Below are 22,091 nucleotides of genomic sequence, written 5' to 3' on the forward strand. Positions count from 1 at the left end.
ACAGTGCCCGAGCGGAGGGATCACCCCACCCGCTCGCGCTTCGCGCGATCGACCCTCCCCCTCCAGGGGAGGGTGAGACCAGCCCCCTTACGTCGGCGACACCGCGCTCTTCAACGGCGCGGTCTGCGCGGCCGCACCACGCGTCAACCTCGCCTTTTCCGTGTTCGGCCAGAGCAGCAGCAGGCCGATGACGCCGGAGCCGACCATCACCACCGCGTTGATGGTGAAGCCGGTCAGGTAGCCGTCGAGCATGCTGCCGGCGCGCTGGATCACGGTGCCCATCACGCTGGGCGCGATGATGCCCGAGAGCGTGTAGAGCGCGCCATAGATGGCGATCACCGCGCCCCGCTGCGAGGCCGGGGTGAACTCGCCGAGCATCGGCGGGCAGACGACATAGATCGCGCCGCACAGGCCGGAGCCGACGACGAGCGATGCGATCTGCAGGCCCGCGCCCTCGACATGCCCCATCATGGCGAGGATCAGGCCGCCGATGATCAGCGGCACCGAGCCGAGCACGCCGCGCGAGATGCGCGTGGTGTAACCGCGCGCCATCATCACCTGCGAGATCCAGCCGGTGAGGATGACGATGGTGGCGCCGAACACCCAGGGCAGAATCGAGATGAAGCCGGCCTGGCTCTGCGAGAAGCCGAGCCCCTTGACGATGAAGGGCGTGAACCAGGTGAGGCCGAGCGACAGCGCCCAATAGGCGCCGAAGGTCGCGATGACGCAGCCGAGGAAGGTGCGCGAGGTCAGAAGCTGCACATAGGGAATCTTCGGCTCGGTGACGGCGAGGGCCTGGGTGTCCTCCAGCGGGCCTTCCTTGCCGAGCGCGAGCCAGGCCGCGACCCAGATCAGGCCGACGACGCCGAGCGCGCCGAAGGCGTAGTGCCAGGAGTGGTTGACGATGACCCAGTTCAGCGCCGGCACTGCCAGGATGACGCCGAAGGCCGAGCCCTGCGACAGGATCGCGGTCGGCAGCGTGCGCTTCTCGTCGGGGAACCATTTGTAGATCGCGTGCGCGGCAACTGAGAAGGCCGGACCTTCGCCGGCGCCCAGCACGATGCGGCAGATCAGGAGCGTAGTGAAGGAGACGGTGCCGACCATCGGGAACTGCGCCAGCGCCCAGATCACCGCCAGCGTCAACAGCACCCAGCGCGTCGGCACCTTGTTGACGATGAAGCCGACCACGATGGCCGAGATCGAGAACAGGAAAAAGAACGACGACCCGAGCAGGCCGAATTGCTCGGCGCTGAGCTTCATGTCGGTCATGATCGGCACACCGGCAAGACCGACGACGATCTTGTCCGCGAAGTTCACCACCATGAAGAGAAAGAGGAGAAATGTAACGGTCCAGGCGCCCTTTGGCGTTTGCTTTGCCAACCCCTTGGAGTCCCCCGCCGTCCTGCCCATTTCGGGCGTTCCCTGAGCGCTCATCATTCTCCCCATATGTCTTTATTGTCGGCACTTTTTTGATTTGGCCGTCTTGGGAGCTAACAACGGCTTGAAAGCCAACGCAACCCCGGCATTTCCACGGCAGGTGTGCTACGCAGCATTGAGTTAAATTCCGTCCGGCGCATTGATCTTGCTGAGCATCCGAAACCTCTCAAAGACCTTCTCCTCGGCCGGCGAGCCGGTCCATGTGCTGCGTGGCGTCGACCTCGACCTCAGGGCCGGCGAGCGCGTCGCGCTGACCGGGGAATCCGGCAGCGGCAAGAGCACGCTGCTGCACCTGATCGCCGGGCTCGATGTTGCCGATGGCGGCTCGATCCGGCTGGAGGACGTCGAGGTCACCAAGCTGTCGGACGCGGGACGCGCAGAACTCCGGCGCGACCGGATCGGCCTGGTTTTCCAGCAGTTCAACCTGATCCCGAGCCTGTCGGTCGCCGACAATCTGGCCTTCCAGGCGCGGATCGCCGGCCGGCACGATGCGGCCTGGAGCAAGGAGCTGGCCGAGCGGCTCGGGCTCGGCGGCCTGCTGAAGCGTTATCCAGAGCAATTGTCAGGCGGACAGCAGCAGCGGGTCGCGATCGGCCGGGCGCTGGCGACGAAGCCGTCGCTGCTGCTCGCGGACGAGCCGACCGGCAATCTCGATGAGGACACCGCCGAGGACGTGCTGGCGCTGACCCGCGACCTCGTCGCGCGCACCGGCTGCGGCTTCCTGATGGTGACGCACAGCCTGCATCTGGCCGGCACGCTCGACCGGCACCTCACCTTGCACGCAGGACGAATCGCATGAGACGCGCGCTCTGGGTGCTCGCGGTACTCCTGAGCCATTGGCGGCGCCACGGCATGCAGTTCGCGACGCTCCTGATCGGGCTGATCGCGGCGACCGCGCTGTGGAGCGGCGTGCAGGCCATCAACCAGCAGGCCCGCAACGCCTATGACCGCGCCGCGCCGACCTTTGGCGGCGTGCGCACGGCGATGCTGGTTGCGCCCAACGCAGCGACGTTTCCGCAGGAGCTGTTCGTCAAGCTGCGTCGCGCCGGCTGGCCGGTGTCGCCGGTGCTGGAGGGACGCGTGCAGATCAACGGACGCTCGGTGCGGCTGCTCGGCATCGAGCCGGTGACGCTGCCGGTCGATGTCGGCAATGCGCCGCGCCTTGGTGCCTCGGATCTCAGCAGCTTTGTCGCTCCACCGGGCCAGACATTGGTGGCGAGGGAGACGCTGACCGATCTGCAGGAAACGGAAGGCACAGCGCCGCCGATCAGCAGCGGCGCAAAACTGCCGCCGCTGCACGTGCTGCCGCAGCTGGTGCCTGATGTGCTGGTGGTCGATATCGGCGTGGCGCAGCGGCTGCTGAACAAGCCGGACCAGGTGTCGCGGCTGCTGATCGGCAAGCCGAAGGGCAAGCCGGCCTCGCTCGCAAGCGTCGTCGGCGAGCAGCTGCAGCGGGTCGAGCCGAACGCGGAGACGGAGCTGGAGCGCCTCACCGACAGTTTTCATCTCAACCTCACGGCGTTCGGCCTGCTCTCGTTCTTCGTCGGCCTCTTCATCGTCAATTCGGCCGTCGGCCTCGCCTTCGAGCAGCGGCTGCCGATGCTGCGCACCTTGCGGGCCTGCGGTGCCTCGGCGCGGCTGGTCAACACGGTGCTGGTGATCGAGCTCGTGGCGCTGGCGCTGGTCGCAGGCCTGATCGGGCTCGTCTGCGGCTATTTCATCGCGGCGGCACTGCTGCCCGATGTCGCGGCCTCGCTGCGCGGGCTTTATGGCGCGCAAATCCCGGGGCAACTCAGCTTGCGGCCTGAATGGTGGCTCGCCGGCATCGGCATCAGCGTTGCCGGCGCGCTCGTGGCAGCGGCGACGAGCCTGATCAAGGCGGTCAGGATGCCGGTGCTGGCCACGGCCCAGCCGCACGCCTGGCAGCAGCGGCAGCGCCGCTGGCTGGTGCTGCAGAGCTGTGCGGCCTGCGCCGTGTTCGCGGTCGCGCTGCTGTTGCTTCACTACGGTCAATCGCTGATCGCAGGCTTTGGCGTGCTGGCCGCACTGATGCTCGGCGCGGCGCTATTGCTGCCGGCGTTCCTAGACATCATCCTGCTCATCGGCCAGCGCAGCGCGCGCGGGCCGATCGCGCTGTGGTTCTGGGCGGACAGCCGGCAGCAGCTCTCCGGCCTGTCGCTGGCACTGATGGCGCTGCTGCTGGCGCTCGCGGTCAATGTCGGCGTGTCCACCATGGTGGAAACCTTCAGCCGCACCTTCATCGGCTGGCTCAACGAGCGGCTCGCGGCGGACGTCTACATCAGCGCCTCCGACAATGCGCAAGGCGTCGCGATCCGCAACTGGCTCAAAGAGCGCAGCGAGGTGCAGGCTATCCTGTCGGGCGGACGCGCTGAGACTCAAGTTCAGGGCCAGCCGGTGGAGCTGCTCGGCCTGCCCGATCACGCGCTCTATCGCGAGCGCTGGCCGCTATTGGAGACCGCGCCGCGCGGCTGGACCCAGCTCGTACCGGGCAATGCCGCCTTCATCAGCGAGCAATTGAGCCGCCGCCTCAACGTCCGCGTCGGAGACGTGATCGAGGTGCCGGCGCCGGGCGGGACCTGGGAGCTCGACATCGTCGGCATCTATGCCGATTACGGCAACCCAAAGGGCCAGCTCGCCGTCAACGTCGCGGCGCTGATCCGGCATTTTCCGCAAACGCCGCAGACACGGATCGGCCTGATCGTCGCGCGCGACAAGATCCCCGGCCTGATCGCGGCCTTGCAGAGGCAGTTTTCGCTCGACGACCGCAGCGTCGCGGACCAGGCGACTGTGAAGGCTGAATCGATCCGCATCTTCAACCGCACCTTTGCGGTGACCTCGGCACTCAATGCGTTCACGCTCGGCGTCGCCGGCATCGCGCTGCTCACCAGCCTGTTGACGCTGGCGAATTCCCGGCTGCCGCAGCTTGCGCCGCTGTGGGCGATCGGCCTGACGCGGCCGCGCCTTGCCGCGATCGAATTGACCAAGACGCTGTCGGTCGCGCTGTTCACGGCGCTGCTGGCCGTGCCGCTTGGACTGCTGGTGGCGTGGTGCCTGATCGCCATCGTGAACGTGAAAGCGTTCGGCTGGCGGCTGCCGTTCCATGTGTTTCCGCTGCAGCTGATCGAGCTGGTCGCGGTCGCGCTGCTCGCCTCGCTGCTTGCGGCGCTGCTGCCGATGCTGCGGCTGGCGCGGATGCAGCCGGCGAACCTCGTCAAGGTGTTTGCCAATGAGCGCTGACAAGATCTCGCGGCGCGCTTTTGCCGGCGGCATCGCCGCACTCGCTGTGGCACGCCGCGCCGGCGCGCAAGGCTATGCCGGGCTCGGCGAGACCGCCGACGGCTTTGCCAGGGTTACGCCGGGAAAGACATTCACCTTTCCCGGGGATCACGGGCCGCATCCGGAGTTTCGCATCGAGTGGTGGTATCTCACGGCGAACCTCACAGACAGCAGCGGCGCGGCCTGCGGCCTGCAATGGACGCTGTTCCGCCAGGCGACTCAGCCTGGTCCGCAGGGCGAGGGCTGGGCCAATCAACAGATCTGGATGGCGCATGCCGCGGTGACGCGCGCCGGCACCCATCGCTTCAGCGAAGTGTTTTCGCGCGGCGGCATCGGGCAGGCCGGCGTCACGGCAAAGCCGTTTGCAGCCTGGATCGACGATTGGGAGATGAAGGGCATTGAGCGCACCGACGATCGCACGCTGGCACCGCTGACGCTGAAAGCCTCAGGCACGGACTTCGGCTACGCGCTGACGCTGGAGGCCGATCGTCCGGTGGTGCTGCAGGGCGATCGCGGCTTCAGCCGCAAGTCCGAGCGCGGGCAGGCGTCGTACTATTACAGCCAGCCGTTCTACCGCGCGCGCGGTACGCTCAGCATCGACGACAACCCGGTGGACGTGACAGGCCAGGCCTGGATGGACCGCGAATGGAGCAGCCAGCCGCTCGACGCCGACCAGACCGGCTGGGACTGGCTGTCGCTGCATCTTGCATCCGGCGACAAGCTGATGCTGTACCGGCTGCGACAGAAGGACGGCAAGGACTATCCGTTCGGCAACTGGATCAGCGCCACGGGCGAGACGCAGATGATTGCGGGTGGCGATATCCGGATGATGCCTAAGGCAACAGCGGAGGTTGCGGGGCGCAAGCTGCCGGTGGAGTGGCAGATCGCGATTCCCTCGCGCTCGTTCTCGATTGTGTGCAAGCCGCTCAATCCAAACGCCTGGATGGGGACCGGCTTCTCCTATTGGGAAGGGCCGATCAGCTTTGCCGGCACGCATGACGGCGTTGGCTATCTCGAGCTGACCGGGTATTGAAGCGCGGACTGGATTCTAGTTTTGACGCGTTTTCTTTACGCGAACCGGTATCCACTTCGCTGGAAAACGCTCTGGGGAAATTCGCGATGTATCATCTCACCGCCCTCGTCACGCTGCTGGCGATCGCATTCTACTTCTTCACCTGCATCAACGTGTCACGCTCGCGCGACAAGACCGGCGTCAAGGTGCCGGCGATGTCGGGCCATCCGGATTTCGAGCGCGCCTTCCGTATCCAGATGAACACGCTGGAATGGATGCCAATTGTCCTGCCGGCGCTCTGGCTGTTTGCGATCTACATCAGCGATGCCATCGCAGCGGCGATCGGCGCGGTGTGGATCGTCGGCCGCATCGTCTATTTCATCGGCTATTCGCAGGCCGCAGCAAAACGAGGCCCCGGATTTGCGATCCAGGCGCTGGCCGCGATTGCGCTGTGGGCGGGGGCGCTGGGCGCGGTGGTGTTGCGGTTGGTGTGAGGCGGGCTGCGCCGCCACACACTCAGTGTCGTCCTGGCGAAAGCCAGGACCCATAACCACAGGGCGTGGTTATGGGCACGATGGTAGCCTCGGCTTGTTTCAACAACATCCAGTCGGGGTAATGGGTCCTGGCTTTCGCCAGGACGAGATTGTCCTTGTTGAACTGCCCTCGCCCTTCACTTCGTCAGCGGACAGCCGCTTTCCTTGGCGGTGAAGAAGGCCTTGTCGCCGGGGACGGTGGCGAGCAGCTTGTAATAGTCCCAGGGCTTCTTCGATTCCGAGGGCTTCTTGACTTCGAACAGATACATGTCGTGGACCATGCGGCCGTTCTCGAGCACCTTGCCGCCCTGCGCGAAGTCGTCGTTGACCGGGAGCTCCTTCAGCTTCTTGGCGACGGCCTCCGGATCCTTCGTGCCGGCGGCCTTGACGGCCTTGAGATAGCTCAGCGTCGCCGAATAGGTGCCGGCGTGGATCATGCTCGGCATCCGGCCGGTGCGCTTGAGGAAGCGTTCGCCGAGATTGCGGGTCTTGTCGTTGAGATCCCAGTAATAGCCCTCGGTCAGCACTAGGCCCTGCGCGGCCTGCAGGCCGAGGCCGTTCACCTCGGCGAGCGTCATCAGGAGGCCGGCGAGTTTCTGACCACTGGCGACGATGCCGAATTCGGACGCCTGCTTGATCGAGTTGGTGGTGTCGAGGCCTGCATTGGCGAGGCCGACGATCTTCGCCTTCGAGCTCTGCGCCTGCAGCAGGAAGGAGGAGAAGTCCGAGGAATTGAGCGGCACGCGCACCGAGCCGACCACCTTGCCGCCATTGGCGGTGACGATCTCGCTGGTGTCCTTCTCCAGCGCGTAGCCGAAGGCGTAGTCGGCGGTGAGGAAGAACCAGGTGTCGCCGCCGGCCTTGGTCAGCGCGCCGCCGGTTCCGACGCCGAGCGCGCGGGTGTCATAGGCCCAGTGGAAGCCGTAGGGCTGGCAGGCATCGCCGGTGAGTCGCGAGGTTGCCGCGCCAACGACGATGTCGATCTTCTTCTTTTCCTTGGAGAGCTCGTGGATCGCGAGCGCGACCGATGAGGTCGTCAGCTCCGTGATCATGTCGACGTTCTCGACGTCGTACCAGCGCCGCGCGATCGAGCTTGCGAGGTCAGGCTTGTTCTGGTGGTCGGCGGTGACGAGCTCGATCTTCTGGCCAAGCACCTCGCCGCCAAAATCCTCGATCGCCATCTTGGCCGCTTCGACCGACCATTTGCCGCCGTAATCGGCGTAGACGCCGGACTGGTCGTTGAGGATGCCGATCTTGACGCCTTGCGCGGAGGCCGGCGCTGCCAGCAGCAGGGCCGAGGTTGCGACGGCGGCCAAAAGGGGTGATTTCATTCTGTTAGCTCCCAGCAGTGTTCTGTTTTGAAATCGCGCGGATATTAGGGAAGAACCCCGCGCGTGCCCACCCATTGCATGTTGGTCGTTAGTATGAAGGGCGTGCTCTGTAAATTGCCGTCGTCCTGGACGAGCGCAGCGTCGATCCAGGACCCATTACCCCAACGAGGAGTTTGGCGAAGACCGGTCACAACCTGCTCGCCCTACAACTTCTCCCTGGGGTAATGGGTCCTGGCTTTCGCCAGGACGACGTTGGGGAAACGCTACGTCGCGACCTCCGGCTTCTTGTCCCGCCGCCCCTCGGCGAGGTTCCGCACCACCACATAGAAGATCGGGGTGAACAGAAGCCCGAACAGGGTGACGCCGATCATGCCGAAGAAGACAGCGACGCCGACGGCCTGGCGCATCTCGGAGCCGGAGCCGGTCGAGATCACCAGCGGCAGCACGCCGAGGATGAAAGCGAAGGAGGTCATCAGGATCGGCCGCAGGCGCAGGCGGCAGGCTTCGATCACCGCCTCCAGCCGCGGCTTGCCTTCGTTCTCGATATCGCGCGCGAACTCGACGATCAGGATCGCGTTCTTCGCCGCCAGTCCCACCAGCACGACGAAGCCGATCTGGGTGAGGATGTTGACGTCCTGCCCCATGATGCGGACGCCGATGGTGGCCGCGAGCAGGCACATCGGCACGATCAGGATCACCGCGAACGGCAGCGTCCAGCTTCCGTATTGCGCGGCGAGCACGAGATAGACGAACAGCACGCAGATCGGGAACACGAGCAGGCCGGCATTGCCGCCGGTGATCTGCTGATAGGACAGATCCGTCCATTCGAAGGTGAAGCCGCTCGGCAGGGTGTCGTCCGCGAGCTTCTTGATGGTGTTGAGCGCGGTGGTCGAGCTGGTGCCCGGCGCCGGCTCGCCCTGCAGCTCGGACGCCGCATAGAGATTGTAGCGCGCGACGCGGTCCGGGCCCGAGACGTCCTTGAACTCGACCACGCTGCCGAGCATCACCATGTCGCCGGAAGCGTTGCGGGTGCGCAGGCGCGAGAGGTCGCTCGGCTCTTTCCGGAACGGGAAATCCGCCTGCGCGGTGACGTGATAGGTGCGGCCGAACAGGTTGAAGTCGTTGACATAGGTCGATCCGAAATAGGTCTGAATCGTGTCGTTGATGTTGGCGATGGGCACACCGAGCTTCTGCGCCTTGGTGCGGTCGATGTCGACGAAGAGCTGCGGCGTGTTAGCCGAGAACGGCGAGAACACCGTGGGGCCGAGCAGCAAGGGCGATTTGCGCGCCGCGGCGACAAGCTCGTCGGTGGCCGCGGCGAGCAGCTCAGGCCCGCGGCCCTGACGGTCCTGGATGCGGATGGTGAACCCGCCGCCGGTGCCGATGCCCGGCACGGCCGGCGGCGGAATCACGATGATGAAGGCGCCCTGGATCGCAGACAGGCGCTTGCGCAGCTCGACTGTGATGGCGTTGGCGGTCAATCCCTTCTTGATCCGAACCTCGGGCTCATCGAACACCGGGAATAGCGCTGCCGCGTTGCCGGCCTGCGTGCGCGTCGCGCCCGAGAAGCCGGCGAAGGCCGCGACGCGGACGATGCCCGGCGTATCCAGCGATATACGTTCGATCTCGCGCACGACCTCGGTGGTACGCGCCAGCGAGGCCGCGCCGGGCAATTGCACTGAGATGATGACGTAGCCGCGATCCTGCGCGGGGATGAAGCCCTGCGGCGTCGTCACGATCAGCCAGCCGGCGCTGCCGATCAGCACGACATAGATCAGGATCATCACCACCGAATGCCGGATCACGAAATTGGCAAGGCCGGCATAGCCATGGGCGAGACGGTCGAATGTGCGGTTGAACACGCCGGTGAAGGCATTCCAGCCGCGCGCGATGACATTCCAGCTCGCCGGCGGCCGTTTCTCCTCGTGCGGCGTGAGGATTTGCGAGGCCAGTGCCGGCGACAGCGTCAGCGAGCAGAAACAGGAGATCGCGGTCGCGACCGCAATGGTGACGGCGAATTGCTGGAAGAACTGCCCGGAGATGCCGCCGAGGAATGCGGTCGGCACGAACACCGCGCACAGCACCAGCGCAATCGAAACCAGCGCGCCGCCGACCTCCTCCATGGTCTTGAGCGCGGCATCGCGCCGGCTCAGGCCGTGCTCGAGATGGCGTTCGACGTTCTCGACCACGACGATGGCGTCGTCGACGACGATACCGACTGCAAGCACGAGGCCGAACAAGGTGAGATTGTTGATGGAGAAGCCGAGCGCCGCCATTACCGCAAAAGTGCCGACCAGCGAGACCGGGATCGCGATGATCGGAATGATCGCGGGCCGCCATCCCTGCAGGAACACCAGCACGACGATGACCACGAGCAGCATCGCCTCGTAGATCGTCTTGATCAGCTCGTGAACCGACTGGGCGATGAACTCGGTCGGGTTGTAGCCGATATTGTAGTCGAGGCCTTTCGGAAAACTCTCCTTCAGCTTCGCCATGGTGTCGGAGATGTGCTTCGCGGTCGCGAGCGCGTTCGACCCGGGCCGCTGCGTCACCAGCATGGCGACCGCCGATTTGCGCAGCAGGAAGCTGTTGGTGGAATAGGCGAGCGCGCCGAGCTCGATGCGGGCAACGTCGCGCAGCCGCACCGTGCGGCCGTCGGCGCCGGCCTTGATCAGGATGTCCTCGAACTGCTTCTGGTCCTTGAGCCGCCCCGTGAATGTCAGGTTCGGCTGGAAGGCGCGGTCGGCGATCGGCGGCTCGGCGATCTGGCCGCCCGCGATCTGCACGTTCTGGGCACGGATCGCGGCCAGCACCTCGGTGGAGGTCAGGCCGAGATTGGCGATGCGGTCGGGATCGAGCCACAGCCGCATCGAATAGTCGCGGGCGCCGAAGATCTGGATGTCGCCGACGCCGTCGATGCGCAAGAGCTGGTCGCGAACCTGCAGCAGCGCGTAGTTCGAGATGTAGAGCTGGTCGAACGTGTCGTCGGGCGACAGCATGAACACGACCATCAGGATGTCGGGCGAGTTCTTGCGCGTGGTGACGCCGTTGCGCTGGACTTCTTCGGGCAGTCGCGGCTGCGCGATCGCGACGCGGTTCTGCACCAGCACCTGGGCCTTGTCGAGATCGGTGCCGAGCTTGAAGGTGACGGTGATGGTGAGCTGGCCGTTCGAGGTCGCCTGGCTGTAGAGATACAGCATGTCCTCGACGCCGTTGATCTCCTGCTCGATCGGAGCTGCGACCGTGTCGGACACGGTCTGCGCGGAGGCGCCGGGATATTGCGTGGTGACCACCACGGTGGGCGGCACCACTTGCGGATATTCGGAGACCGGCAGCGTGGTGTAGGCGAGCGCGCCGACGATCAAGAGCACGATCGACAGCACCATCGCCAGGATGGGCTGGTTGATGGAGAGACGGCCGAGATTCATGACTTGCCACCAGCCGGGGCTTGCGCGGTCTGCGGAGCGACCTTGGCGCCGACGCGGGCACGCTGGATGCCGTTGACGATGACGCGGTCGTCGGCCTTCAGGCCTTCGCGGATCACGCGCAGGCCTTCGTCGAGCGGCCCGAGCACGACCGGGCGCGCCTCGACCGTGTCATCAGGCTTGACCACGAACACGATCTTGCGGGACTGGTCGGTCGCAACGGCGACGTCCGGGATCAGCAGCGCCTCGTAGGGCGCGCTGCCGATCAGGCGGACGCGACCGAACTGGCCGGGCAGGATCGACAGATCGGTGTTCTTGATGACGGCACGGCTGCGCAGCGTGCCGGTGGAGACGTCGAGGCGGTTGTCGAGGAAGTTGATGGTACCTTCATGCGACGGCTTGGTCTCGCCGGCGAGCGACACCTGCACCGGGTTTGCCGTATCGCGCGAGCTCGGACGCTTACCTTCGAACCACAGCTTGCTGTATTTGATGAAGGTCGCCTCATCCATGTCGAAATAGACGTAGATCGGATCGAGCGCAACGATCGAGGTGAGCAGCGTCGAGGTGCCGGTATCGCTACCCTGCACGAGATTGCCCGGGCTGACGAGATGGCGGCTGACGCGCCCGGTGAGCGGCGCGGTCACATGGGTGAATTCGATGTTGAGCCGTGCAGCCTTCAGCGCGCCCGCGGCCTGCACTTCCGCGGCATGCGCGGCCTGCAGGGCCTGGCGGCGCTGGTCGACGACCTGCTCGGACACGGCGCTGGTCTGCACCAGGTTCAGGCCGCGATCGAGCTCGCGCTTTGCAAGCTCGACCTTGGCGCGGGCGTCGGAGAGCTGGCCGTCCGCTTGTTCCGCCACCGCCTCGAACGGGCGCGGGTCGATCACGTAGAGCAGGTCTCCCTGACGCACGATGGCGCCGTCCTGGAATTCGACCGAGTTGACGAAGCCGCCGACGCGCGGACGCACCTGGACTTCCTCGACCGCCTCGAAGCGGCCGGTGAACTCGTCCCAATCGGTGACGGTGCGCTTGACCGGCTGGGCGACGGTCACCGGCGCGGGCGGCGGCGCGGCGGCCTGCGAGGTCGGCTGTCCGCAACCGGCGAGGGCGAATGAAGTGGCGAGGAGGCCCGCTATTGCGCAATGCCGCATCTGAACGAAATCGTGCTTTTTGACAAATCGCTCGCTTCCGTCCGGTCCAATCATCCCAGGTCCTCACTCAAAAAACCGCGGAAAAAGCAGGGTGTTCGCCACCGCGCGGGCCCTACAGGATGGGCGGCAATGATGAACACTTCAAGACCAATGCGCGTGCAATGCCCGCACGAGCGCCCTGGCCGGATGGCGGGTTGACAGGGGAGTTAGTCGGCCTCGCGCGCACCGATTAGTGGGCAAGACTCGAATGGACTTATTCGCGGGGCTCATGAATGGAGCGGGCACGATGACTACGGTGCAATCGGTGTCACCCTCCCCCTCCAGGGGAGGGTAAGAGCCGTGCCAGCGTCTTCGCGCATGACGGGCGGCGGCTGCTCGGCTAGACTTCTCCGTACAAAACAAAACGAATTTGTCCGGGGAGGACAGGCGTGTACCAGGGACGTGTCGTTTACGGCGCGATCGAGGAGGTCGTGTTCGGCCATCCTGCGGCCGGCGCGATCGCGGCGCAGATGGACCGGTTGGGAGCGCGCCGCGCCTTCCTGATGGTCTCAGGGACGCTGAACCGGCAGACCGACGAAATCGAGAAGATCAAGCAAGCTTTGGGTTCCCGTTGTGCCGGCCTGTTCGACGCGATGCCGGCGCACACGCCGCGCGAGGCGGTGATCGCGGCTACTCGCGCGGCGCGCGAGGTGGCCGCCGACCTGATCGTCACCGTCGGCGGCGGCTCGATCACCGACGGCGCCAAGGCCGTGCAGCTCTGTCTTGCCAACGGCATCGATACGATCGACGGCATTGAGCGCATCCGCGTGCACAAGGGTGTCGCGCCCGAGATGAATGCGCCGACCGTGCGCCAGGTCAGCGTGCCGACCACGATTGCCGGCGGCGAGTTCTCATCGATTGCCGGCGTCACCGACCGCAGCACCAATGTGAAGCAGATGCTGCGGCATCCGCTCACTGTGCCGCGCGCGACCATCCTCGACCCCGCTATCACCGTGCACACGCCGGAATGGCTGTTCCTCTCCACCGGCATCCGTGCCGTCGACCATTGCGTCGAGGCGATCTGCTCGCGCGAGACGCACCCTTACGCGGACGCGCAATCGGTCAAGGGCCTTGCCATGCTTGCCGATGCGCTGCCGCGGGTGAAGGCCGATTCCAGCGATCTCGATGCACGCATGGATGCGCAGATCGGAACCTGGCTGTCGATGGGCGCGCTCGCCGCCGGCGTGCCCATGGGCGCGAGCCACGGCATCGGCTACGTGCTGGGCGCGGCCTTCGGCGTGCCGCACGGCCACACCTCCTGCGTCATGCTGCCGGCGGTGATGCGCTGGAATGCGCGCGACAATGCCGAGCGGCAGATGATCGTTGCGGCCGCGATGGGTTTTCCCGGCCATAACGCCGCCGACGTGCTCGATGCCTTCATCCGCTCGCTCGGCATGCCGCGCAGCCTCGCGGACGTGCACGTCTCGCCGGAGCATTTCGACGCCATCGCCGAACAGGCCATGCGCACGAACTGGATCCCGCGCAACCCGCGCAAGATCGACGGCCCCGCCGACATCAAGGAAATCCTGTTTCTCGCCGCATGATCCAAGCCGGAGGATAGATGTACACTGGTCACCATGCCCGCCTGCGTCCGCTGCAGCCTGCATTCATCATGGCGGCGACTGGCGAGGCCGTCACCTATCGCGAGCTGGACGCACGCAGCAATCGCCTCGCGCATCTGTTCCGCAAGCACGGCCTGAAGCGGCTCGACCACTATTCGATCTTCATGGAGAACAATTCGCGCTATCTCGAAGCCTGCGGCGCGGGCGAGCGGTCCGGGCTGTACTACACCTGCATCAACTCCTTCCTGACGCCGGGCGAGCTCGCCTATCTCCTCGTCAACAGCCAGTCGAAGATCCTGATCACGTCGGTGGCGAAGCTCGACATCGCGCGCGAGGCGATCGAGGCCTGCCCTGAGGTCAAGCTCTGCATCGTCGCCGATGGTCCCGGCGAGAGCGAGCGCATCGTCGGTCTCGCGGATGTCACTGCCAATCTGCCGAAGACGCCGATCGCCGATGAGTGGCTCGGCACGGCGATGCTTTATTCCTCCGGCACGACGGGACGGCCGAAGGGCATTTTGCGGCCGCTGCCGGAGGAGCCGCCAAAGCACAATCTGCCGCTGTTCGATTTCCTCACCAAGCTGTGGCACTACCGCGAGGGCATGGTCTACCTCTCGCCGGCCCCGCTCTATCACTCGGCGCCGCAGGCTGCCGTCAATCTCACGATCCGCATGGGCGGCACCGTGATCATCATGGAGAGCTTCGATCCCGAACGCTATCTCCAGCTCGTCGAGCAATGGGGCATCACCCACACCCAGCTGGTGCCGACGATGTTCTCGCGGATGCTGAAGCTGCCGGAGGAGGTGCGCCAGCGCTACGACCTGTCGTCGCTCGAGATCGCGATCCATGCCGCGGCGCCCTGCCCGGCCTTGGTCAAGGACGACATCATCAAATGGTGGGGTCCGATCATCCACGAATATTATGGCGCCACCGAAGGCCTCGGCTTCACCGCCTGCAACAGCGAGGAATGGCTTAGCCATCGCGGCACCGTCGGCAAGGTACTGCTGGGCGACCTCCATATTCTCGACGAGAACATGAATCCGTGCCCGACCGGGACGTCCGGGCAAGTGTGGTTCAAGACGGGATCGCCGTTCGAATATTTCAACGATCCGGAGAAGACCAAGGAGGCGCGCTCGGCCGATGGCAGCATGAGCACGGTCGGTGACGTCGGCTATGTCGACGCCGACCGCTTCCTCTATCTGACCGACCGCGCGACCTTCATGATCATCTCGGGCGGGGTGAACATCTATCCGCAGGAATGCGAGAACCTGCTGATCACTCACCCGAAGGTCGCCGATGCCGCGGTGTTCGGCGTGCCCAATCCCGATCTCGGCGAAGAGGTGAAGGCGGTGGTGCAGCCGATGCCCGGCGTAAGGCCGGGCGAGGCGCTCGCAGAAGAGCTGATCGCGTTCTGCGGCCAACAGCTGTCGCGGCAGAAGGTGCCGCGCTCGGTGGACTTCGAGAAGGAACTGCCGCGGCTGCCCACGGGCAAGCTGTACAAGCGGCTGCTGCGGGATCGGTATTGGGGGAACAAGACATCGCGGATTGTGTGAGGTCTTCACCGCCTCTCCCCGCGTGCGGGAGAGGCCGAAATTCAAGCGCAGCTTGAATTTCGGGTGAGGGGAGCTTCCGCGAACCCAACTCTCACCGTCGCCGCGGAGACTACCCCTCACCCCAACCCTCTCCCCGCAAGCGGGGCGAGGGAGCGCACCTTCGCCGCAGTTCCAGCAACGCGAGCACACGATGTCCGTTCGCACCTGCACTCTCACATTGTGAGAGAGTGAAACCTGCGGCCTTACGTCATCCGAATTGCCGAGAGCGCAGCTGGCCTTGCCCGTTGCCTCGCTGCACCTGCCTCGCTATCGTCCTGACAAACAGGCCGGAAAAGGCCCAAGAGACTAATGTCCAGGGAGGACGAGGATGCGGAGCGTGCGGGCGCTCGCCGCGACGGCGGCGCTATCTTTGCTGGCGTTTTCGACCATTGCATTCGCCGGCGGGCCCAAGCAGGGCGGTATCCTGCGGATGTATCATCGCGACAGCCCCGGCAATGCCTCGATCCATGAAGGCGCGACCTACTCGCTCAATGTTCCCTTCATGCCCGTGTTCAACAACCTCGTCATCTACAAGCAGGACGAGGCGCAGAACAGGATGGACAACATCCTTCCGGAACTCGCCGAGAGCTGGGCCTGGGTCAACGACAACAAGACCCTGACCTTCAAGCTGCGCCAGGGCGTCAAATGGCACGACGGCAAGCCGTTCACCTCGGCGGACGTCAAATGCACCTTCGACATGCTGATGGGCAAGGCGCAGCAGAAGTTCCGGCAGAACCCGCGCAAGACCTGGTACGAGCAGGTCAACGACATCTCGACCAATGGCGACTTCGAGGTCTCGTTCAACCTGAAGCGGCCGCAGCCCTCGCTGCTGGCGCTGCTCGCCTCGGGCTATACCCCGGTCTATCCCTGCCACGTCTCGCCGGGCGACATGCGCACGCACCCGATCGGCACCGGCCCGTTCAAATTCGTCGAGTTCAAGGCCAATGAATCGATCAAGCTGACGCGCAACACGGATTACTGGCGCGAGGGCCGACCCTATCTCGACGGCATCGAGTTCACCATCATCCCGAACCGTTCGACCGCCATTCTCGCCTTCGTCGCCGGCAAGTTCGACATGACGTTCCCGACCGAGGTCAGCATTCCGCTTCTGAAGGACGTCAAGTCGCAGGCGCCGAACGCGGTCTGCGTGGTGGAACCCAACAACGTCGCCACCAACATCATCGTCAATTCGAGCGCGCCGCCGTTCGACAACATCGACATCCGCCGCGCCATGGCGCTGGCGCTCGACCGCAAGGCCTTCATCTCGATCATGTTCGAGGGCCAGGGCGACGTCGGCGGCACCCTGCTGCCGCCGCCCAACGGGCTGTGGGGCATGCCGAAGGAGATGCTCGAGACCATCCCCGGCTACGGCCCCGACGTGAAGGCCAACCGCGAGGAGGCGAAGAAGCTGATGCAGAAGGCCGGCTACGGGCCGGACAAGCATCTCGCCGTCAAGATCTCGACCCGCAACATCCCGGTCTATCGTGACCCCGCGGTGATCCTGATCGACCAACTCAAGAGCATCTATATCGACGGCGAGCTCGACGTGGTCGAGACCGCGAACTGGTTCCCGAAGATCGCGCGCAAGGATTACATGCTCGGGCTCAACCTGACCGGCAACGCCGTCGACGATCCCGACCAGTCCTTCTACGAGAACTATTCCTGCGGCTCCGAGCGCAACTACACCAATTACTGCAACAAGGAGATCGAAAAACTGTTCGACGTGCAGTCGCAGGAGACGGATATCGCCAAACGCAAGAAACTGGTGTGGGACATCGACAAGAAGTTGCAGGAGGACGTGGCACGCCCGATCATCTTCCACGCGCGTACCGGCAGCTGCTGGCAGCCCTATGTGAAGGGCGTGACGATCATGTCGAACAGCTCGTATAACGGCTACCGCTACGAGGATGTCTGGATGGACAAGTAGCGCAGGCGGCTGACGGGTTCGGCAGGAGGCGAAGGATGTTTGCCTATCTGGTGCGGCGCCTGTTCCTGATGCTCGTGACCCTGTTCGGGATCTCGGTCGTCATCTTCTTCCTGCTGCGCATCGTGCCCGGCAACATCGTTGACATCCTGTTCGCCGCGGCCGGCTATGTCGATCCCGCCGACAAGGCCAACCTCGAAAAGGAACTCGGCATCGACCAGCCGCTGATCGTGCAATACTGGCACTGGATCAGCGGTTTTCTGCGCGGTGATTTCGGCTACTCCTATGTGTCGGAGAAGCCCGCGCTGCAGGAGATTTTGCCGCGGATTCCGATCACGGCGCGGCTCGCCGGGCTGGCGCTGCTGTTCTCGGCATCGATCGGCATTCCCTTGGGCGTCATCAGCGCAGTCAAGCAGGGCACGCGGCTGGACTACGCGCTGCGCGTCGTCAGCCTCAGCGGCCTGTCGCTGCCCTCGTTCTGGCTTGGCCTGCTCATCCTCACCGCGGCGGTGGCGATGTTCGGCCAGATCCCGATCTTCAATCCCAATCCCAAGACCTGGCTCGAAGCGTTCGCGACCTACGCCGTGCCGGCCGCCGCCGTCGGCTTCCGCAGCGCGGCGCTGACCATGCGCATCACGCGATCCTCGATGCTGGAGGTGCTGCGGCAGGACTATATCCGCACCGCGCGCGCCAAGGGCGCCTCCGATGCCGCCGTGAACTATCACCACGCGCTCAAGAACGCGATCCTGCCCGTCATCACCGTGATCGGCATCGAAGCGGCGTTCCTGATCGGCGGCCTGATCGTCACCGAGACCGTATTCAACATCCCCGGCGTCGCCCGCTTCCTGGTCGAGGCGATCCGCTGGCGCGACTATCCGATCGTGCAGAACCTCGTGATGTTCATTGCCGTCGTGGTGGTGTTCGCGAATTTCACCGTCGACATGCTCTACGCGGTGTTCGATCCGCGGATCAGGTACACGGATTAGGAGAGCCGCTTGGCCGCAATCGACTTCGACGTTGAACTGAGGCGGGCCGGGGCGTATGCGACCGGCGGGTGGCGGCGCGTGCTGTTCATGGCGCAGCGGCATGTGCTGGGCGCGGCCGGGCTCGTGATCATGACGGTGTTCGTGCTCACGGCCATCTTTGCCGATTTCATCGCGCGCTATGATCCCCTCACGGTCGATTCCGCCCGCGCGCTGGCGCGCCCGAGTCTCGCGCACTGGATGGGGACGGATTCCTTCGGCCGCGACGTGTTCAGCCGCATCATCCACGGCGCGCGCATTTCGCTGGCCGTCGGCATCGGCTCGACCGCGCTCGGCGGCACGATCGGCGTCATCGTCGGGCTCACCTCCGGTTATCTCTCCGGCTGGGTCGATCTGGTGTTCCAGCGCGTCTCCGACGTGCTGCAGGCGCTGCCGTTGCTGGTCCTCGCCCTGATCATGACGGCGGCCCTCGGCCCTACACTGCCGAATGTCATCATCGCCATCGCCATTCCGCTGATTCCGACGGTGTCGCGCGTCATCCGGGCCAACACGCTGGCGCTGCGCGAGCAGCCCTTCGTCGAAGCCGCCAAGTCGATCGGCATGAGCGATATGCGCATCGCGCTCCGCCACGTGCTTCCGAACACGCTGGCGCCGCTGATCGTGCTCGCCACCGCCCAGCTCGGCTCGACCATCCTCACCGAGGCCTCGCTCTCCTTCCTCGGCCTCGGCATTCCCGAGCCTTATCCGTCATGGGGCCGCATGCTCTCCGAATCCGCCGCCGAATATGTCCGCACCGCGCCGTGGCTGGTGATCTTCCCCGGCATCGCGATCAGCCTCGCCGTGTTCGGCGCCAATTTGTTCGGTGACGCCCTGCGCGACATCCTCGATCCCCGGCAGCGCGGCTGATGGCACAGAAATCCGACATCGTGCTCGAGGTGCAGAACCTGAAGACCGTGTTCTTCACCAACTCCGGCCTGTTCAAAGCGGTGGACGACGTCTCCTTCACCGTGAAGCGCGGGGAAACGCTGGCGATCGTCGGCGAGTCCGGCTGCGGCAAGAGCGTCACTGCGCTGTCCCTGATGCGCCTCGTGCCCGATCCGCCCGGCCGTATCGTCGGCGGCTCCGTGACGCTCGAAGGCACCGACCTGCTGGCGCTGGATGAAACGCAGATGCGCGCCGTCAGGGGCAATCGCATCTCCATGATCTTCCAGGAACCGATGACCTCGCTCAATCCGGTGATGCGGATCGGCGACCAGATCGTCGAGGCCGTGCGGCTGCACCGGAACATCTCGTCGAAGGAAGCGCAGGGCATCGCCGTCGAGATGCTGCGGCTGGTACGCATCCCCGAACCGGCGCGGCGTGCGCGCGAATATCCGCACCAGCTCTCCGGCGGCATGCGCCAGCGCGCCATGATCGCGATGGCGCTGGCGTGCCGGCCGGCGCTGCTGATCGCGGACGAGCCGACAACTGCGCTCGACGTCACCATCCAGGCGCAAATCCTGGCGCTGATCCTCGACCTGCAGAAGGAGCTCGGCACCGGCCTCGTCCTCATCACGCACGATCTCGGCGTGGTCGCGCAGACTGCGCAGCGCGTGATCGTGATGTATGCGGGGCGTAAAGTCGAGGAAGCCAGCGTCGAGGCGTTGTTCGCAGCACCAAAGCATCCCTACACGCGCGGGCTGATGGCCTCGATCCCGGCCGTCCCTGCATCCGGCGTCCCCGCACAGGCGCGGCTGAACGAAATTCCCGGCACCGTGCCTTCGCTGGTGCGGCTGCCGAAGGGCTGCGCCTTCGCGCCGCGCTGCAAGCTCGCGATCAAGCGCTGTGAGGCCGAGTATCCACCGCTGGCGGATTGGGGCGGCGGCCATCTCGCGGCGTGCTGGCGCGCGGAAGAAGTCGCGGAGGTGGCATGACCGAGACGCTGCTCGAAGTCACCGAACTCAAAAAGCACTACCCGGTGCGCGCCGGCGTGCTGCGCCGGCAGGTCGGCACCGTGCATGCGGTGGATGGCGTCTCGTTCTCGCTTGGCGCCGGCGAGACGCTGGGCCTCGTCGGCGAGTCCGGCTGCGGCAAGTCGACGGTGGCGCGCAGCGTGCTGCGGCTGGTCGAGCCGACCTCGGGCCAGATCCGTCTCGACGGCGAGGACATCACACACCTCTCGAAGACGGCGCTGCGCCCGCACCGCCGCTCGATGCAGATCGTGTTCCAGGATCCCTTTGCCTCGCTCAACCCGCGTATGACCGCGGGCGACATCGTCGGCGAGCCGCTGGCCGTGCACGGGCTTGCAAGCGGCAAGGAGCTGGAGACGCGCGTCGCGAGGCTGTTCGAGCAAGTGGGCCTGCGGCCCGACCAGATGCAAAATTTCCCGCATCAGTTTTCGGGCGGCCAGCGCCAGCGTATCTGCATCGCACGCGCGCTTGCGCTCGAGCCGCGCCTGATCGTCTGCGACGAGCCGGTGTCCGCGCTCGACGTCTCGATCCAGGCGCAGGTGATCAACCTGTTGATCGACCTGCAGCGCCAGCATGGTTTCTCCTATCTCTTCATCGCCCACGACCTCGCCGTGGTCGCGCATATCAGCCACCGCGTCGCCGTGATGTATCTCGGCCGTATCGTCGAGATCGCCGACAAGGACGAGCTGTTCCGCAATCCCAGGCATCCCTATACGCAGGCCCTGCTCGCGTCCGTTCCGATTGCCAATCCGCTCGCGAAGAAGCTGGCGCCGCTGGTGGACGGCGATGTGCCGAGCCCGGTCAATCCGCCCTCGGGCTGCGCATTCCACACCCGCTGCCGGTTTGCGATGGAGCGGTGCAAGATGGAGCGGCCGGCGCTGGTGGATGCAGACGACGGGCATCAAGTGGCGTGTCTGCTCAATGACGGGACGGGGCGCGGTCAGTAGGCCGTAGCGCCCGGATCACCGGCCAGGCGGCCAGCGCGGCGGCGAGGTGCTTGAGCGTGTGGCCCGAGACGATATGTCCGGTCGCTTCGAAGATGGTGGCGTCGCCGAGCTCGAACAGCTTGGCCAGCACATAGAAGACAATCACACCGCCCAGCGGCACGCCAAGCGCACCAGGCCGGGGCCGCGTCAGCGCCAGTCCCACAGCGAGTGCCATGCCGCCGAACTGCACGACCATCCATGGCGTGAGATTCTCGCGTGCCACCCAGGCCGCGAGCAGGCCCGCGACCATCATCAGCACCAGCACCGCCTCGCCTGCACGCGTGCTGATGCGCTCGCTGGCCGCGATGCCGAGAAAGCCCGCGAACGCCACCGCCATGCCGAGGCGGTCGGCCACGAGCCGTTGCGGCATGTCGGGTTCGAGATGATAGAAGCCGGAGCCGAGGCAGGTGAGGATCAGTCCCACGAAAAACCAGCTCGCACCCGCGGGCGCATCATTGCGGCCGCGCAGCCGCTCCGAGCCCCAGACGCCCATCGCGAGGAAAGCGAGATTGCTCAGCACGTCGCCGGCGTTGGGCACGCCGAGCCAACCACGGGTGTCGACGAAATGCGGGATGTGCCAGTCGGCGGCCGGCAGCGCGGGCCCGAACAGCGCCGCCAGGGTGAGGACGAAGAGCGCCGCTGCCAGATATCTTTCGCGGAGCTGTGGGGTGCCCAACGGGAAATGGCGGGACACCGGGTGGAGTATGGCATCGCTCGCTTGGGCGGAATCATTTGCACGCAACATGCGGGCCTCCGGACGAATTGAACATAGTTCAATATTTGTAGCACGAGTATGAACAATGTTCAATACAAATTGAGCATGAGCTTTGCGAGCGAGCATCTCGTTGGAATTATTTGTATTTTTGGCTTTCA

General features: G+C 65.2%; 16 protein-coding genes. 11 read left to right on the top strand and 5 right to left on the bottom strand.

Annotated elements, in window-relative coordinates:
* Positions 1-87 precede the first annotated feature (87 nt).
* Positions 88-1,434: an MFS transporter gene (locus QA649_RS42065; protein WP_283022284.1), complete on the bottom strand. Its 1,347-nt coding sequence runs from the start codon at positions 1,432-1,434 to the stop codon at positions 88-90.
* A gap of 148 nt (positions 1,435-1,582) precedes the next feature.
* Here QA649_RS42065 and QA649_RS42070 point away from each other — a divergent pair, with 148 nt between their 5' ends.
* The 4 genes from QA649_RS42070 (at position 1,583) to QA649_RS42085 (ending at position 6,240) form a co-directional block, all read left to right on the top strand.
* Positions 1,583-2,236, top strand: a complete 654-nt coding sequence (locus QA649_RS42070) for an ABC transporter ATP-binding protein (protein ID WP_283022285.1) — start codon at positions 1,583-1,585, stop codon at positions 2,234-2,236.
* Positions 2,233-4,695 carry an ABC transporter permease gene (locus QA649_RS42075; protein ID WP_283022286.1) on the top strand — a complete coding sequence of 821 codons (2,463 nt, stop codon included), beginning with the start codon at positions 2,233-2,235 and terminating at the stop codon, positions 4,693-4,695. The genes QA649_RS42070 and QA649_RS42075 overlap by 4 nt, the downstream gene beginning before the upstream one ends.
* Positions 4,685-5,767 carry a lipocalin-like domain-containing protein gene (locus QA649_RS42080; protein WP_283022287.1) on the top strand — a complete coding sequence of 361 codons (1,083 nt, stop codon included), beginning with the start codon at positions 4,685-4,687 and terminating at the stop codon, positions 5,765-5,767. Before QA649_RS42075 ends, QA649_RS42080 begins: the two co-directional genes overlap by 11 nt.
* An 86-nt stretch (positions 5,768-5,853) precedes the next feature.
* Entirely contained in the window at positions 5,854-6,240 is a 387-nt protein-coding gene (locus tag QA649_RS42085) for an MAPEG family protein (protein ID WP_283022288.1), read from the top strand.
* Between the two features lie 176 nt (positions 6,241-6,416).
* On the opposite strand, the gene QA649_RS42090 is transcribed toward QA649_RS42085, so the two are convergent.
* The 3 genes from QA649_RS42090 to QA649_RS42100 all read right to left on the bottom strand — a co-directional run bounded on the left by QA649_RS42090 (position 6,417) and on the right by QA649_RS42100 (position 12,240).
* Positions 6,417-7,610, bottom strand: coding sequence for an ABC transporter substrate-binding protein (locus QA649_RS42090; protein WP_283022289.1), 1,194 nt, complete (start codon positions 7,608-7,610; stop codon positions 6,417-6,419).
* A 263-nt stretch (positions 7,611-7,873) separates the two neighbouring features.
* A complete protein-coding gene (locus QA649_RS42095; protein ID WP_283022290.1) occupies positions 7,874-11,038 on the bottom strand; it encodes a multidrug efflux RND transporter permease subunit in 3,165 nt (1,054 codons plus the stop codon).
* Positions 11,035-12,240, bottom strand: coding sequence for an efflux RND transporter periplasmic adaptor subunit (locus tag QA649_RS42100; protein ID WP_283022291.1), 1,206 nt, complete (start codon positions 12,238-12,240; stop codon positions 11,035-11,037). Before QA649_RS42100 ends, QA649_RS42095 begins: the two co-directional genes overlap by 4 nt.
* A gap of 374 nt (positions 12,241-12,614) precedes the next feature.
* Between QA649_RS42100 and QA649_RS42105 the strand changes: the two genes are divergently transcribed.
* The 7 genes from QA649_RS42105 (at position 12,615) to QA649_RS42135 (ending at position 21,179) form a co-directional block, all read left to right on the top strand.
* Positions 12,615-13,769, top strand: a complete 1,155-nt coding sequence (locus tag QA649_RS42105; RefSeq protein ID WP_283022292.1) for an iron-containing alcohol dehydrogenase — start codon at positions 12,615-12,617, stop codon at positions 13,767-13,769.
* Positions 13,770-13,786: 17 nt separating this feature from the next.
* Positions 13,787-15,337: an AMP-binding protein gene (locus tag QA649_RS42110; protein WP_283022293.1), complete on the top strand. Its 1,551-nt coding sequence runs from the start codon at positions 13,787-13,789 to the stop codon at positions 15,335-15,337.
* Between the two features lie 367 nt (positions 15,338-15,704).
* Positions 15,705-17,303 carry an ABC transporter substrate-binding protein gene (locus tag QA649_RS42115; RefSeq protein ID WP_283022294.1) on the top strand — a complete coding sequence of 533 codons (1,599 nt, stop codon included), beginning with the start codon at positions 15,705-15,707 and terminating at the stop codon, positions 17,301-17,303.
* Positions 17,304-17,338: 35 nt separating this feature from the next.
* Positions 17,339-18,286 carry an ABC transporter permease gene (locus QA649_RS42120; RefSeq protein ID WP_212340577.1) on the top strand — a complete coding sequence of 316 codons (948 nt, stop codon included), beginning with the start codon at positions 17,339-17,341 and terminating at the stop codon, positions 18,284-18,286.
* Positions 18,287-18,295: 9 nt separating this feature from the next.
* Positions 18,296-19,189 carry an ABC transporter permease gene (locus QA649_RS42125; RefSeq protein ID WP_283022295.1) on the top strand — a complete coding sequence of 298 codons (894 nt, stop codon included), beginning with the start codon at positions 18,296-18,298 and terminating at the stop codon, positions 19,187-19,189.
* The gene (locus QA649_RS42130; RefSeq protein ID WP_283022296.1) at positions 19,189-20,196 is read left to right on the top strand and encodes an ABC transporter ATP-binding protein; all 1,008 of its coding nucleotides are present in this window, start codon (positions 19,189-19,191) and stop codon (positions 20,194-20,196) included. Before QA649_RS42125 ends, QA649_RS42130 begins: the two co-directional genes overlap by 1 nt.
* Positions 20,193-21,179 (top strand): dipeptide ABC transporter ATP-binding protein, encoded by a 987-nt coding sequence (locus tag QA649_RS42135; RefSeq protein WP_283022297.1) that lies wholly within the window; start codon positions 20,193-20,195, stop codon positions 21,177-21,179. Before QA649_RS42130 ends, QA649_RS42135 begins: the two co-directional genes overlap by 4 nt.
* Here the strand turns inward: QA649_RS42135 and QA649_RS42140 are convergent.
* On the bottom strand, positions 21,151-21,963 hold the full coding sequence (locus QA649_RS42140; RefSeq protein WP_283022298.1) for a hypothetical protein: 813 nt from the start codon (positions 21,961-21,963) through the stop codon (positions 21,151-21,153). The two genes, QA649_RS42135 and QA649_RS42140, sit on opposite strands and share 29 nt — an antisense overlap.
* Positions 21,964-22,091 lie beyond the last annotated feature (128 nt).

The sequence above is a fragment of the Bradyrhizobium sp. CB1717 genome, assembly GCF_029714325.1.
In the GTDB taxonomy this organism is placed as follows: domain Bacteria; phylum Pseudomonadota; class Alphaproteobacteria; order Rhizobiales; family Xanthobacteraceae; genus Bradyrhizobium.